Genomic DNA, 12975 nt, shown 5'->3' on the forward strand with positions numbered 1-12975 from the left:
GCTTCGGCACGTCCGGCCGGCTAGAACAGGAAATACCGCTGCGCCAGCGGCAGGCTCTCCGCCGGCTGGCACACCAGAAGCTCGCCGTCGGCGGTGACGGCGTAGGTTTCCGGGTCGACCGTGATCGCGGGGCAGGCGGAATTGTGGATCATGTCGGCCTTGGAGATGCCGCCCCGCACGTTCTCGACGGCGATCGTCTGCTTGGCGAGGCCCAGGCGACCGCGCACGTCGCGCGCGATCGCCGCCTTCGACACGAAGGTGACGGAGGTCGACGCGAGCGCCTTGCCGAAGGCGGCGAACATCGGTCGGTAGTGCACCGGCTGCGGCGTCGGGATCGAGGCGTTGGGATCGCCCATGGCGGCGGCGACGATGGCGCCGCCCTTCAGCACGAGATGCGGCTTCACCCCGAAGAAGGCGGGGTCCCAGAGCACGAGGTCGGCCATCTTGCCTTCCTCGATCGAGCCGATGTGGCGCGAGATGCCGTGGGCGATGGCCGGGTTGATCGTGTACTTGGCGATGTAGCGCTTCACGCGGAAATTGTCCGCGCCCGATCCCTGGTCCTCCGGCAGCGCCCCGCGCTGCGTCTTCATCTTGTGTGCGGTCTGCCAGGTGCGGGTGATCACCTCGCCGACCCGGCCCATGGCCTGGCTGTCCGACGCCATCATGGAGAGCGCGCCGATGTCGTGCAGGATGTCCTCGGCCGCGATCGTCTCCTTGCGGATGCGGCTCTCTGCGAAGGCGAGGTCCTCCGGGATCGACGGGTCGAGGTGGTGGCAGACCATGAGCATGTCGAGATGCTCGTCGATCGTGTTCACCGTGAAGGGCCGCGTCGGGTTGGTCGAGGAGGGCAGCACGTTGGCGAGGCCCGCCACCTTGATGATGTCCGGCGCGTGCCCGCCGCCGGCGCCCTCCGTGTGGAAGGCGTGGATGGTGCGGCCCTTGAAGGCGGCGACGGTGTTCTCGACGAAGCCCGACTCGTTCAACGTGTCGGTGTGGATCATCACCTGGATGTCGTGCTCGTCCGCGACCGAGAGGCAGGTGTCGATCGCCTGCGGCGTCGTCCCCCAATCCTCGTGGAGCTTCAGCGCGCAGGCGCCGGCCTCGATCATCTCGACCAGCGCCCCGGGCAGCGCGGCGTTGCCCTTGCCGGAGAACGCGAGGTTGACGGCCAAGCCGTCGGCCGCCTCCAGCATGCGGGCCATGTGGAACGGGCCGGGCGTGCAGGTGGTGGCGTTGGTGCCGTCGGCGGGGCCGGTGCCGCCGCCGAGCATGGTGGTGACGCCCGACATCAGCGCGTCCTCCACCTGCTGCGGGCAGATGAAGTGGATGTGGCTGTCGAAGCCGCCCGCGGTGAGGATCCGGCCTTCGCCCGCGATCGCCTCCGTCCCCGGCCCGACGATGATGTCGACGCCCGGCTGGATGTCGGGGTTGCCCGCCTTGCCGATCTTGACGATGCGCCCGTTCTTGAGGCCGACGTCCGCCTTCACGATCCCCCAATGATCGACGATCAGCGCGTTGGTGATGACGGTGTCGACCGCCCCTTGCGCGTTCGTGACCTGGCTCTGCCCCATCCCGTCGCGGATCACCTTGCCGCCGCCGAACTTCACCTCCTCGCCGTAGACGGTGAAGTCGCGCTCCACCCGGATCACGAGCTCCGTGTCGGCGAGCCGCACGAGATCGCCGACGGTTGGCCCGAACATGTCGGCATAGGCGGCGCGGGAGATGCGGTAGGGCATGGGGCGGGGCCTTTCTGGCGGGTGGGTACGAGCGTCAGGACATGATCATGAAGCCGAGCTCGCGCCCCGCTTTCTTGTCGAAGGTGTAGGTCGGTCGTGCGCCGCGGGCATCCGCGACAGCCGCGATCAGGTATTCCGCGAAATCGGCCGAGCCTTGGCGAAAAGCGCGAAGCGCGATCTCGACGATCCTCGGCTCCTCCACGACGAGGCCGCTGTTGTCGATGATCGCGGCCAGCGCGGAGGCGGTGTCCGGGCGGGACAGCTTGTAGACGCGGCGCGCCACCCAGGCGAATTCCGCCAGTACGACGTGCGTGACGAAGGCCGGTTTCTCGGGGCTGCACCGCCCGTCGATCAGGTCGACGGCGAGGATGTGCTTCGGGTCGTCGTGATCGAGGACGTATCGGACGAGGATGTTGGTATCGATCGCGATCACGGCTGCTCGTCCTGATCGGTCTTCGTTCTCAGGTAGCGCTCGACGGGCCCCATCGCGCGCGCCTCGTCGATCTCCTCCTGGCTGACCGACCGATCGATCTTGAACATCGCCCGACCGGCGCCGGGACGCGGGCGGCGCACGCGCACGCCGAGGGAGCCGTCCAGGCACTTGAAGAGGACGATCTCGTCGCCCTGCTCGATATCGAACTCGCGCCGGATGTCCGCCGGCAGCGTGATTTGCCCTTTCGATGTGACGACGGCGCCCATCCAATTCTCCTTACGAATTGCTCGCTCGCCTTACATTGGCACTGATTGGCTCCAAATCCAAGATTCGTCACCCGAAACGCCGCGCCTCAAAGCGCCCCCATCACCTTCCCCTGGAACCCGTACACCTTCCGCTCGCCGGCCAGCGCCACCAGCGTCACCTCGCGCGTCTGGCCCGGCTCGAAGCGCACGGCGGTGCCGGCGGGGATGTCGAGGCGCATGCCGCGCGCCTGCGCGCGGTCGAAGGCCAGCGCGCCGTTCGTCTCGGCGAAATGGTAATGCGAGCCCACCTGGATCGGCCGGTCGCCGGTGTTCGAGACCTCGAGCGTCACCGTCTCGCGCCCCTCGTTGAGGACGATCTCGCCCTCCATCGGGCACACGGCGCCGGGGATCAGATCCTGCGTCGCGCCGCGGATCGGCTCGTGCACGGTGACGAGCTTCGTGCCGTCGGGGAAGGTCGCCTCGACCTGGACGTCGTGGATCATCTCGGCGACGCCGGGCATCACCTGCTCGGCGGTCAGCACGTGGGCGCCGGCCTCCATCAGCTCGGCGACGGTGCGGCCGTCGCGGGCGCCCTCGACCACGTAGTCGGTGATCAGCGCGATCGCCTCGGGGTAGTTCAGCTTGACGCCGCGCTCGAGCCGCCGGCGCGCCACCATCGCCGCCATGGCGACGAGGAGCTTGTCCTTCTCGCGGGGGGAAAGCTTCATCGGGGCACCTCAGGTGGACCAGGATCGTGGAAGCGGGCGCCCGGAGAGCCGGGCGAGGAAGCGGGCGAGATCGGCGCGCAGCCGCTGCGGGTCCCGGCCGAGGAAGCGCGCGACCAGCATGCCGTCGAAGCCGCCCGCGGCGCACTCGGTCGTCGCCCCCTCGAGCGCCGCGCGGGCCTCCTCGACGCGCGCCTCGGCATCGGGCGACACGAGCAGCACCGTGGCGAGCGCGCGGGCGCCGCCGCCGCAGGCGGGCCGCGCCAGGATGTCTGCGACGCCGCCCTCGAGCCGCAGGTCCTCGGCGAAGACGAGGCGCCCGCCGCGGCGGATGCGCCAGTGGTCGCGGAGCGCGCCGGTCTCCATCGTCTCGCCCATGGCGAGGCGGCCGAAGACCGCGCTCTCGACGAGGAGCAGCCGCGCCTCCGCGGCCATGGCGACGTCGATGCGACGGTGGAGCCGCGCGCCGTCGAACAGGATCTGCTCCTGCGGCAGCCAGTCGAGGGCCGCGCCCGGCCCGAGATCGAGCGCCACACGCATGGTCGTCGCGTCGCCCTGCGCGCGGTAGACCTTCTCGGCGGCCTGGGTGGTGAGCGTCGCCGCCGCGCCGGGCGCGAGCGACACGTCGAGCGCGAGGTCGTCGCCCCCCGCGAGACCGCCGCCGGTGTTGAGGTAGACGCCCTCGCAGCGCCCGCCGGCGCCGACGAAGCGCACCCGGTAGCCGCCACGCTCGGCGATCGCCATCGGCGCGGTGCCGCGCGCCGTCGTTCCGAGCGTGATGCGCACGCCCCCCGCTGCGCGGATCCAGCGCGGCGGGGCGGGGTCGGCGACGGGGCGGGGCAGGTGCATGGGACGCGGGTCTCGGGTCGGCACGCCATCGTCGCGCTCGCGCGCCGCCGCATCAAGGCCACGCTCGGCACTCGTGTGCCCAAAGAAGCGGCAATGCCTGCTGCGGCTGCGGCGATCTCGGCCGGCGCGCGGCTCGCGCCGATGGTGCTCGTCGAGCAGCGGCACGGTCCATGCCCGGCGGCATTCACCTTAACGAGCGACCCTCGCTTGTAGCATTCGCCCCCGCACGTTAAGCCTTCGTGAACCGAGGCTCGACAGCTCGATGGATCCGAAGACGCTGCTCCTCACCCTGCACGTGCTCGGCGTCGCCTTCGGCGTCGGCGGCGTGGTGATGCTGGACGTCGCGATCCTCAAGCGCCTGCGCGCGCCGGTCGGCGCCGGCGACCGCGCGCTCGTCGACCACGTCGCGGTCTTCGTGCGGCTCGGTCTCGTTCTCCTGTGGGCGTCGGGAATGGGCATCCTGGCGACCGCACCCGGCGGCCCCGCGGAGGTGATCACCAACCCGAAGGTGCAGGCGAAGCTCGTCATCGTCGTGGTGCTGACGCTCAATGCGGCCCTCGTCGAGAGCCTCGCCCTGCCGCTCGTCGCGGGCAATCGCGGGCGCCCGCTCCTCCACGGCGTCGCGCCGGCACGGCGCGCGATCGCGATCGCCGCGGGCGCCGTCTCGTGCACGAGCTGGGCGGCCGCCTTCGTGCTCGGCATGGCGCGCGGCTGGAACCACGTCGTGCCCGCGGCCGACATCCTCGCGGCCTGGCTCGCCCTCGTGACCGTCACGTCCCTCGTCGCCGCGGCGCTCGTCGTGGCGCTCGACAGGCTGCCGAGACGCGTCCCGGCGGGTGACGTCGTCGGCGCGCCGGTGCGGAACCGCTGAGGGCGGATCGGGGAGCGGGGCCGCGTTCCCGCCGCGCTCAGCCGGCCTTCGAGGCCGCGCGCACGATCCGCAGGAGCTCGCGCTGGACCGTCTCGTTGCCGGCGACGACCGAGCCCTTGGTCATCATCTGCTCGCCACCGTCGGCGTCCGCGACGAAGCCGCCGGCCTCGCGCACGAGGATCAGCCCGGCGGCGATGTCGTAGCTGTTGACGTTGCGCTCCCAGTAGCCGTCGACCCGGCCCGCCGCCACGGCGGCGAGGTCCAGGGCGGCGGAACCCATGCGGCGCACGCCCGCGACCTTGCCCATGATCGTGGCGAGCTCGCGCAGGAATTCCGGATGGTTGCCGTGCCCCAGGAAGGGAATGCCGCAGGCGACGAGGCAGTCCGCGAGGTCGGTGCGCGCGGAGACGCGTAGGCGGCGATTGTTGAGGAAGGCGCCCTGGCCCTTCTCGGCGACGTAGAGCTCGTCCTTGATCGGGTCGTAGATCACGCCGGCGAACATCTTGCCGTCGCGCTCGAGCCCCACCGAGATGGCGAACTGCGGGATCCCGTGCAGGAAGTTCGTGGTGCCGTCGAGCGGGTCGACGTGCCAGACGTTCTGCGTGTCGCCGCCCTCGACCTTGCCGCCCTCCTCGAGCACGAAGCCGTAGCCCGGCCGCGCCTTGGCCAGCGCCTCGCGCAGGGTGGCCTCCGCCTTGCGGTCCGCCGCGGAGACGAAGTCGCTCGGCCCCTTGCGGGACACCTGCAGGTTCTCGACCTCGCCGAAGTCGCGCTTGAGCGTGCGCGCGGCCTTCATCACGGCGTCGACCATCACGGTCATGAGAGGGGTGCGGATCATGGCGGCTCCAGCGCCTCCCGAAGGCGGAGGCGGTCTCGACGGCGGTCAACGCCTGTACGTGTCGCGGGGATGCGCCAGGGCAAACCACGCCGAAGGCCGGGCGTCAAGCGCTCCGGCGGAGCCGAGACGGGGCGGGTGCGGCAACGGGCCCCCGCCCCTGATCCGCTGCGCGGATCGTCCCCGCCCCGAGGGGGCGGGAGCGCGGGATCACTGGTTGACCGGCGAGGCCGGGTCCATCAGCAGGGCGACGATGTCCCTGATCTGGTCGATCGTCAGCACGCCGTTGGTGCCGAAACGCGGCATCATCGAGCAGGGCAGGGCGACGTGCGGGTCGTAGATCTTCTCGTAGGTCGCCTTCACCGCCTCCTCCGAGAAGTCCCGCAGCTTGCCGTAGCCCAGGAGGCTCGGCCCGAGCGTGCCGTAGGAGACCTCCTGGGGGGTGAGCTGGTGGCAGGCGTAGCAATTGCCGCCGGTCTCCCGCCGCGGCGGGTAGTCCGAGAAGCGCATGCCGTAGCCGGACTGGGCGAGCGTCTCGCCGTTCTCCCACGAGCCCATCAGCACGCCGTCGTCCGGGTAGACGATCGTGCCCGCCGCGCGGGTGCGGATCTCCTCGAAGACGTCGTCGGGCGGCAGGTTGGCGAACCGGTTGCACTGCTCCATCGTCGCGTCCGGCGTGAGCCGGGCGGTCCACTCGGCGTCGATGCCGGGGAAGGCCGCCTCGATCACGGCGTCGACCTCGGCTTTGGAGGGCGCCGCGTCCTGCGCGAGGGCCGCGGTGGAGAGCGACGCGCCGAGGGCGGCGGCCGCGAGGATGGTGGCGTAAGCCCGCATGACGGCCTCCCTCAGCGCTTGATGCCGGGCGCGGCGACGTCGCCGCCGGCGGCCTTGTCGACGAGGTAGGCGATCAGCGCCACCGACGCCTCCGAGCCCATCTCGAGCTGCGGCATGCGCATCTGCCAATAGCAGTCGTACATGCGGTGCTGCATCGTCATCACGTGCGTCGAGGACACGCGATAGGCCGGCCATTCGCCGACGACGACCCGCGCCTCCTCCGGCTGCGAGAGATGCGGCAGCTCCTGGAGGCGGATGCGCTGGCCGGTGGCCGAATGGCAGGTGGCGCAGGAGAAGTCGAACGGTCCCGAGCGGCGGTTGAACAGCGCCTCGCCCATGGCGACCGTCCGCCGTCCGGCCGCGTCGTCGAGCGCCGGCGCGAAGGCCTCGCCCTCGGAGCGGTTGGCGATCCACGTGGCGATCGCGCCCACGTCCTTGACGGGCTGCCCGCCGGACGGGTGCGGCTTCGCCACGTAGGCGGCGACGTCGACACCCTGGAGCTCCCGCATGCACCACAGGATGCGGGTCTCCACGTCCATGACGCGCCCCGCGTCCTCGAAGTACCGCGGCAGCCGAGCGAAGGCGCCGTCGACGATGCCGGGACCCAGGCCGAGGTCGCAGTCCTCCAGCGTGGCGTTCCTCGGGCCGGCCGCGGTCGTCCACAGCAGCTCGCCGCGGTCGGCGTCGAGCAGCGCCGGGTTCGACCACGGGTCCTCCCGCAGCATCTGGCGGTAGCGTTCGAGACCGCGCTGGGTCTCCTCCTCGGTCTGCGCGCCGGCCGGCGGCGCGGCCGCGGACAGCGCGAGGGCGACCGCCAGCGATCCCGCCAGCGCGAGGGTCGCCGACTTCCGGGTCATGAGCGTGTTCAAGGCCGTTTCCTCCCGAGCCTCGTTCTGGTCGTGTGCGCCCGATGATTGTTATCGAGGATCGGCCCGGGGCCGGCCGTCCTGAACCACATGTTACATGCAAAAAATGCGATGGGAAGCGCCCGTCTGGAAAGATTCCGATTGACGCGTCGGCGCGCATCGGACAGCATCGCAAAAATTGAATGTGTTCGCCGATCGATCGGGAAGGCGCCTCGCGTCCCGTCGAGCGAGGCGAGCCGGGGAGGGAGCCGAGGGCGCTCGCACGCTCGTGAGAGACGAGCCGCTTTTCGATTTCCCGAGACGGACGTATCCTGGCGTGCATCCGTGCGTGTCCGGGCGCGCGAGACCACACGCACCGTCGGCGCGCCGGCGGGCGCGACGAGGGAGAGACGAGCGATGAACCTGTTCCTCAACCGCCGGCAGGCGCTCCTCGCGGGCGTCGGAGCGGTCGCCGCCGCGAGCGGAATGGCGGGCGCATCGGCCCCCACCCTGGCCGCGGCGGAAGACGCCGCAGCCGCCATCCTGGAATTCACCGGCGGCGCCGAGCCGACGATGGGGCGCGTCGTGCTCGACGTCCCCGAGATCGCGGAGAACGGCAACACCGTCCCGATGGACGTCACCGTGGAGAGCCCGATGACGGCGGACGACTATGTCGCCGAGGTGCTGGTCGTCGCCGACGGCAACCCTCGCCCGGGGGTCGCGACCTTCCACTTCTCGCCGCTCTCGGGCCGTGCCCAGGCGAACACGCGCATCCGCCTCGCGGGGACGCAGAACGTCATCGCGGTCGCCAAGATGAGCGACGGCTCGGTGTTCATGGACAGGAAGGAGGTGAAGGTCACGATCGGCGGCTGCGGCGGCTGACGCCCGCGCCCGTTTCCGAGCCGCGACCTTCCCACGCAACGATCCCCGAGGAGCACGAGCCATGGCGACCCCGCGTCCCCGCATCCGTCTCGACCGCAACGAGATCGCGGCCGGCGAGACCATCGAGGTGAAGACCCTCGTCTCGCACATCATGGAATCCGGCCAGCGCCGCGACGGCGACGGCAACGTCATCCCGCGCAAGATCATCAACACCTTCACGTGCGCGTTCGAGGGGCAGGTGGTGTTCTCCTGCGACATCGAGCCCGCCGTCTCCGCGAACCCCTACTTCCAGTTCGTCGTCGCGCCGCCCCGCTCGGGCACGCTGACCTTCACCTGGATCGACGACGACGGCACCGAGATCACGGCGACCGAGGACGTCGTCGTCAACTGACGCAGCCGAGAGCACCGGGAGGGCGGCGCCGCCGCCGTCCCGACGCGCGACGATCACCGCCCGCCGGATCCGCGGCGCGCGAACGGCCGCGCGTGCCCGGACCGATCGCCGAACGAGGTGAGCGCCCATGCCCACGAGACGCGACTTCCTGCAGATGGCGGCGGCCACGGCGGCGATCCTGCCGTCCGCGCGCTGGTCGCGCGCCTTCGCGCAGCAGAGCTTGTCGCAGGACCAGCTCCTGGCGATGGACCCGGTGGGGCGGCTCTCGATCGTCCACGTCACGGACATCCACGCCCAGCTCGTCCCGATCCACTTCCGCGAGCCCTCGATCAACCTGGGTGTCGGCGAGGTGAAGGGGCTCGTGCCGCACGTCGGCGGCCGCGCCCTGCTCGACCTGTACGGCATCGCGCCGGGCTCGGCGATGGCGCACGCGCTCACCCACGAGGACTTCACCGCCCTGGCGCGCGCCTACGGGCGCATGGGCGGGCTCGACCGCGTCGCCACCGTCGTGAACGCCATCCGCGCCGAGCGCGGGGCGGGCAACACGCTCCTCCTCGACGGCGGCGACACCTGGCAGAACTCCTGGACCTCTCTCCGGACGAGGGGCGAGGACATGGTCGACTGCATGGCGCTGCTGGCGCCCGACGCCATGGTCGGCCACTGGGAGTTCACGCTCGGCGAGGAGCGGGTGAACGAGCTCGTCTCCCGGCTCGGCTTCCCGTTCCTCGCCGGCAACATCCGCGACACGGACTGGGAGGAGCCGGTCTTCGACGCGATGACCATGGTCGAGCGCGCGGGCGTGACGGTCGCCGTGATCGGCCAGGCCTTCCCCTACACGCCCATCGCCAACCCGCGCTGGATGATGCCCTCCTGGTCCTTCGGCATCCGCGAGGCCGAGGTCGCCGCGAGCGTGGAGGACGCCCGGGCGCAGGGCGCCGACGTGGTGGTGCTGCTCTCCCACAACGGCTTCGACGTCGATCGCAAGCTCGCCTCCCGCGTGCCGGGGATCGACGTGGTGCTCACCGCCCACACCCACGACGCCCTGCCCGAGCCGGTGCAGGTCGGCAGGACGCTCTTGATCGCGTCCGGCTCGCACGGCAAGTTCGTCTCGCGGCTCGATCTCGACGTCTCGGGCGGCGAGGTGAAGGGCTTCGCCTACAAGCTCATCCCGGTCTTCTCGGACGCGATCGCGCCCGATCCGGCGCTCGCCGCGAAGATCGCCGAGATCCGCGCACCCCACGAGGCGACGCTGTCGGAGGTGCTCGGCCGCACGGAGGGGCTGCTCTACCGGCGCGGCAACTTCAACGGCACCTTCGACGACGTGATCTGCGAGGCGATGCTCGCGCGCCGCGACGCGGAGATCGCGCTCTCGCCCGGCTTCCGCTGGGGCGCGTCCGTCCTGCCCGGGGCCGAGATCACGATGGAGGACGTCACCAACGCCACCGCCATGACCTACCCCGAGACCTATCGCACGGCGATGACGGGGGCGCGGCTCAAGGAGGTGCTGGAGGACGTCGCCGACAACCTCTTCAACCCGGACCCCTACTACCAGCAGGGCGGCGACATGGTCCGCGTCGGCGGCATCGCCTACGCGATCGACGTCTCCGCGCCGATGGGCCGGCGCATCTCCGACCTGACGCTCACGCGCACCGGCGCGCCGCTCGAGGCCGAGCGCGAGTACGTCGTCGCGGGCTGGGCCAGCGTCAACGAGGGCACCGAGGGCCCACCGATCTGGGATCTCGTCGCCGCGCACATCCGCGAGGCGGGCACGATCGCGCCGAAGGAAGCCGAGACCGTGCGGGTGACGGGCACCTGACGCGACACGAGACGACGATCATCACCGAGGGAACGAGACGATGTCGAAGGACGAAGCCGGCGGGAACGGGCGAACGGGGCCGGGAGCCTCGCGCCGGACCTTCCTGCGCACGGGGCTCGCCGCCGGCGGCGCCGCGCTGGTCGGCGGTCGCGCCGCCGCCGAGACCGCCTCGGGGGCGGTCGCGGGCAATTCCGCCAATCTCCCGCCGAACGTGCCCGACTGGTCGCGCTACCTCGGCGACGGCGTTGCCGTGCGCGCCTACGGCCGGCCCTCCGAGCACGAGAGCCACGTCGTGCGCCGCGACGTCGAATGGCTCACCGCCTCGCGCGAATCGTCGGTGAGCTTCACGCCGCTGCACGCGCTCGACGGGCCGATCACCCCCAATGGCCTTTGCTTCGAGCGCCACCACGGGGGCATCGCCGAGATCCCTCCGCAGGACTGGCGCCTGATCCTGCACGGGCTCGTCGACAGGGAGCTCGTCTTCACCCTCGACGACATCAAGCGCATGCCGCGGGTCAACCGCGCCTACTTCGCCGAGTGCGCGGCGAACTCGGGCATGGAATGGCGCGGCGCGCAGCTCAACGGCTGCCAGTTCACGCACGGCATGATCCACTGCGTGATGTACACCGGCGTGCCGCTGCGCGTGCTCCTCGCCGAGGCGGGCGTGAAGCCGACCGGCAAGTGGCTGCTGCTCGAGGGCGCCGACGCGTCGGGCATGACGCGCTCGCTCCCCATGGAGAAAGCGCTCGACGATTGCCTCGTCGCCTACCGCATGAACGGCGAGATGCTGCGCCCCGAGAACGGCTACCCCGTGCGCATGGTCGTCCCCGGCTGGGAGGCGAACATGTGGGTGAAGTGGCTGCGCCGCATCGAGGTCGGCGACCAGCCCTGGTACCACCGCGAGGAGACGTCGAAATACACCGACCTGCTCGCGGATGGGCGCGCACGCGAGTTCACCTTCGTGATGGACGCCAAGTCCGTGATCACGAGCCCGAGCCCGCAGGCGCCGGTGAACCACGGCCGCGGCTTCACCGTGATCTCCGGCCTCGCCTGGTCCGGCCGCGGCAAGGTCGCGGCCGTCGACGTCTCCCTCGACGGCGGGCGCAACTGGCGGCGCGCGCGCCTCGACGGTCCCGTCTGGGGCAAGGCGCTGACGCGCTTCTACTACGAGCTCGACTGGGACGGCTCGCCGCTGCTGCTGCAGTCGCGCGCGATCGACGAGACCGGCTACGTCCAGCCGACGAAGAACGAGCTGCGGGCGGTGCGCGGCCTCAACTCGATCTACCACAACAACGGGATCCAGACCTGGCACGTCATGGCCAGCGGGGAGGTCGAGAATGTCGAGGTTTCGTGAGATGCGTGCCCTCGCGCTCGCCGCCCTCCTCGCCGGCGCGACGGTGCTCGCGGGCGGGGCGCTTCGTCCGGCGCCGACCCTCGCCACCGAGACCACCGGCTCGGCGACCGACGGCGCCTTCCCGGAGCTGCCGACCGGTCTGGGGCTCGGCCGTCCGGCCGCCGCCGAGGAGATCGCCGGCTGGGACATCGACGTGCGCCCGGACGGCGTCGGCCTGCCGGAGGGGCGCGGCACGGCGCTCGAGGGCGAGGAGATCTACATCGTGCAATGCGCGGTGTGCCACGGCGACTTCGGCGAGAGCGCCGGGCGCTGGCCGATGCTGGCGGGCGGCGCCGGCACGCTCGCGAGCCACGACCCGGTGAAGACCGTCGGCTCGTACTGGCCCTACGCCTCGACGCTGATCGACTACATCTACCGCGCCATGCCCTACGGCAACGCCCAGTCGCTGACGCCCGACGAGCTCTACGCGGTCACGGCCTACGTGCTCTGGCTCAACGACGTGATCCTCGACGAGGAATTCGAGCTCGACCGGGAGAGCTACGCCGAGATCACGCTCGAGAACGTGGCGAACTTCGTCCCCGACGACCGGGAGACGGCGGAGGCGCATTTCTGGCGGGAGCCGTGCATGGCGGATTGCCTTCCCGGCACGGCCGAGATCACGATGCGCGCCAGGGCGCTCGACGTCACGCCGGAGCCGGGGCAGGGACCCACCGTCGATTGATGCGGGCGATCTCCCGCTGCCCGGATCGGCGGAATGATCTTGCCATGCAATCCGAGATGATGGAAGTTGTACTCATGCGCGTCTCGATCCCCCGTCATTTCACGCCGGTCGCGGCGCTCGCCGCGGCCGGCATGCTCGTGCTCTCGAACGGCGCGGGCGCGCAGGGCCTCGCCGGCGACGCCGAGTACGGCGCCTTCCTCGCGGGGGAGTGCGTCACCTGCCACCAGGAGAGCGGCGATTTCGACGGCATCCCGCCGATCGTCGGCTGGCCCGTCGAGAGCTTCGTGCACGTGATGGAGCTCTACAAGGACGGCACGCGCGAGAACCAGGTCATGCGCACCATCGCGGCGCGGTACGGAGACGAGGAGCTCGCCGCGCTCGCCGCCTATTTCGCTGCGCTCCGCCCTGGTAAAGCAGAAAATCCACGGTAAGATGGAA

At 71.0% G+C, this 12975-nt stretch carries 15 protein-coding genes; 7 read left to right on the top strand and 8 right to left on the bottom strand.

Annotated features, from left to right (window positions below):
* Nucleotides 1–20 precede the first annotated feature (20 nt).
* The 5 genes from ureC to ACTZWW_RS14260 all read right to left on the bottom strand — a co-directional run bounded on the left by ureC (nucleotide 21) and on the right by ACTZWW_RS14260 (nucleotide 3988).
* Entirely contained in the window at nucleotides 21–1736 is a 1716-nt protein-coding gene (ureC, locus tag ACTZWW_RS14240; protein WP_444781626.1) for an urease subunit alpha, read from the bottom strand.
* Between the two features lie 34 nt (nucleotides 1737–1770).
* Nucleotides 1771–2169, bottom strand: coding sequence for a PIN domain-containing protein (locus ACTZWW_RS14245; protein WP_444781627.1), 399 nt, complete (start codon nucleotides 2167–2169; stop codon nucleotides 1771–1773).
* Nucleotides 2166–2435, bottom strand: coding sequence for an AbrB/MazE/SpoVT family DNA-binding domain-containing protein (locus ACTZWW_RS14250; protein WP_444781628.1), 270 nt, complete (start codon nucleotides 2433–2435; stop codon nucleotides 2166–2168). The genes ACTZWW_RS14245 and ACTZWW_RS14250 overlap by 4 nt, the downstream gene beginning before the upstream one ends.
* An 86-nt stretch (nucleotides 2436–2521) precedes the next feature.
* Nucleotides 2522–3142: an urease subunit gamma gene (locus ACTZWW_RS14255; protein ID WP_444781629.1), complete on the bottom strand. Its 621-nt coding sequence runs from the start codon at nucleotides 3140–3142 to the stop codon at nucleotides 2522–2524.
* A 9-nt stretch (nucleotides 3143–3151) separates the two neighbouring features.
* Nucleotides 3152–3988: an urease accessory protein UreD gene (locus ACTZWW_RS14260; RefSeq protein WP_444781630.1), complete on the bottom strand. Its 837-nt coding sequence runs from the start codon at nucleotides 3986–3988 to the stop codon at nucleotides 3152–3154.
* 262 nt (nucleotides 3989–4250) lie between these two features.
* On the opposite strand from ACTZWW_RS14260, the gene ACTZWW_RS14265 reads away from it, so the two are divergent.
* Nucleotides 4251–4859: a hypothetical protein gene (locus ACTZWW_RS14265; RefSeq protein ID WP_444781631.1), complete on the top strand. Its 609-nt coding sequence runs from the start codon at nucleotides 4251–4253 to the stop codon at nucleotides 4857–4859.
* A 37-nt stretch (nucleotides 4860–4896) separates the two neighbouring features.
* Here the strand turns inward: ACTZWW_RS14265 and ACTZWW_RS14270 are convergent, their stop codons facing one another.
* From ACTZWW_RS14270 to soxA, 3 genes are all read right to left on the bottom strand, one after another.
* Complete coding sequence (locus ACTZWW_RS14270; RefSeq protein ID WP_444781632.1) at nucleotides 4897–5697, bottom strand: inositol monophosphatase family protein; 801 nt, start codon at nucleotides 5695–5697, stop codon at nucleotides 4897–4899.
* A gap of 207 nt (nucleotides 5698–5904) precedes the next feature.
* A complete protein-coding gene (soxX, locus tag ACTZWW_RS14275) occupies nucleotides 5905–6528 on the bottom strand; it encodes a sulfur oxidation c-type cytochrome SoxX (protein ID WP_444781633.1) in 624 nt (207 codons plus the stop codon).
* A gap of 11 nt (nucleotides 6529–6539) precedes the next feature.
* Nucleotides 6540–7397 carry a sulfur oxidation c-type cytochrome SoxA gene (soxA, locus tag ACTZWW_RS14280; protein WP_444781634.1) on the bottom strand — a complete coding sequence of 286 codons (858 nt, stop codon included), beginning with the start codon at nucleotides 7395–7397 and terminating at the stop codon, nucleotides 6540–6542.
* 393 nt (nucleotides 7398–7790) lie between these two features.
* On the opposite strand from soxA, the gene soxY reads away from it, so the two are divergent.
* The 6 genes from soxY (at nucleotide 7791) to ACTZWW_RS14310 (ending at nucleotide 12968) form a co-directional block, all read left to right on the top strand.
* Nucleotides 7791–8255: a thiosulfate oxidation carrier protein SoxY gene (gene soxY, locus ACTZWW_RS14285; RefSeq protein ID WP_444781635.1), complete on the top strand. Its 465-nt coding sequence runs from the start codon at nucleotides 7791–7793 to the stop codon at nucleotides 8253–8255.
* Between the two features lie 61 nt (nucleotides 8256–8316).
* Nucleotides 8317–8646 (top strand): thiosulfate oxidation carrier complex protein SoxZ, encoded by a 330-nt coding sequence (gene soxZ, locus ACTZWW_RS14290; protein WP_444781636.1) that lies wholly within the window; start codon nucleotides 8317–8319, stop codon nucleotides 8644–8646.
* Between the two features lie 127 nt (nucleotides 8647–8773).
* Nucleotides 8774–10462 carry a thiosulfohydrolase SoxB gene (gene soxB, locus ACTZWW_RS14295; RefSeq protein ID WP_444781637.1) on the top strand — a complete coding sequence of 563 codons (1689 nt, stop codon included), beginning with the start codon at nucleotides 8774–8776 and terminating at the stop codon, nucleotides 10460–10462.
* A gap of 40 nt (nucleotides 10463–10502) precedes the next feature.
* Complete coding sequence (gene soxC / locus ACTZWW_RS14300) at nucleotides 10503–11816, top strand: sulfite dehydrogenase (protein ID WP_444781638.1); 1314 nt, start codon at nucleotides 10503–10505, stop codon at nucleotides 11814–11816.
* The gene (locus ACTZWW_RS14305; RefSeq protein WP_444781639.1) at nucleotides 11800–12537 is read left to right on the top strand and encodes a c-type cytochrome; all 738 of its coding nucleotides are present in this window, start codon (nucleotides 11800–11802) and stop codon (nucleotides 12535–12537) included. Before soxC ends, ACTZWW_RS14305 begins: the two co-directional genes overlap by 17 nt.
* A 44-nt stretch (nucleotides 12538–12581) precedes the next feature.
* Nucleotides 12582–12968: a c-type cytochrome gene (locus ACTZWW_RS14310; RefSeq protein ID WP_444781640.1), complete on the top strand. Its 387-nt coding sequence runs from the start codon at nucleotides 12582–12584 to the stop codon at nucleotides 12966–12968.
* Nucleotides 12969–12975 lie beyond the last annotated feature (7 nt).

Source organism: Salinarimonas sp. NSM (assembly GCF_052380005.1).
GTDB lineage: Bacteria > Pseudomonadota > Alphaproteobacteria > Rhizobiales > Beijerinckiaceae > Salinarimonas.

Coding starts and splice junctions, on each gene's coding strand:
- ureC (WP_444781626.1), bottom strand. CDS start 1,736: ATGCCCTACCGCATCTCCCGCGCCGCCTATGCCGACATGTTCGGGCCA.
- ACTZWW_RS14250 (WP_444781628.1), bottom strand. CDS start 2,435: ATGGGCGCCGTCGTCACATCGAAAGGGCAAATCACGCTGCCGGCGGAC.
- ACTZWW_RS14255 (WP_444781629.1), bottom strand. CDS start 3,142: ATGAAGCTTTCCCCCCGCGAGAAGGACAAGCTCCTCGTCGCCATGGCG.
- ACTZWW_RS14260 (WP_444781630.1), bottom strand. CDS start 3,988: ATGCACCTGCCCCGCCCCGTCGCCGACCCCGCCCCGCCGCGCTGGATC.
- ACTZWW_RS14265 (WP_444781631.1), top strand. CDS start 4,251: ATGGATCCGAAGACGCTGCTCCTCACCCTGCACGTGCTCGGCGTCGCC.
- ACTZWW_RS14270 (WP_444781632.1), bottom strand. CDS start 5,697: ATGATCCGCACCCCTCTCATGACCGTGATGGTCGACGCCGTGATGAAG.
- soxX (WP_444781633.1), bottom strand. CDS start 6,528: ATGCGGGCTTACGCCACCATCCTCGCGGCCGCCGCCCTCGGCGCGTCG.
- soxY (WP_444781635.1), top strand. CDS start 7,791: ATGAACCTGTTCCTCAACCGCCGGCAGGCGCTCCTCGCGGGCGTCGGA.
- soxZ (WP_444781636.1), top strand. CDS start 8,317: ATGGCGACCCCGCGTCCCCGCATCCGTCTCGACCGCAACGAGATCGCG.
- soxB (WP_444781637.1), top strand. CDS start 8,774: ATGCCCACGAGACGCGACTTCCTGCAGATGGCGGCGGCCACGGCGGCG.
- soxC (WP_444781638.1), top strand. CDS start 10,503: ATGTCGAAGGACGAAGCCGGCGGGAACGGGCGAACGGGGCCGGGAGCC.
- ACTZWW_RS14305 (WP_444781639.1), top strand. CDS start 11,800: ATGTCGAGGTTTCGTGAGATGCGTGCCCTCGCGCTCGCCGCCCTCCTC.
- ACTZWW_RS14310 (WP_444781640.1), top strand. CDS start 12,582: ATGCAATCCGAGATGATGGAAGTTGTACTCATGCGCGTCTCGATCCCC.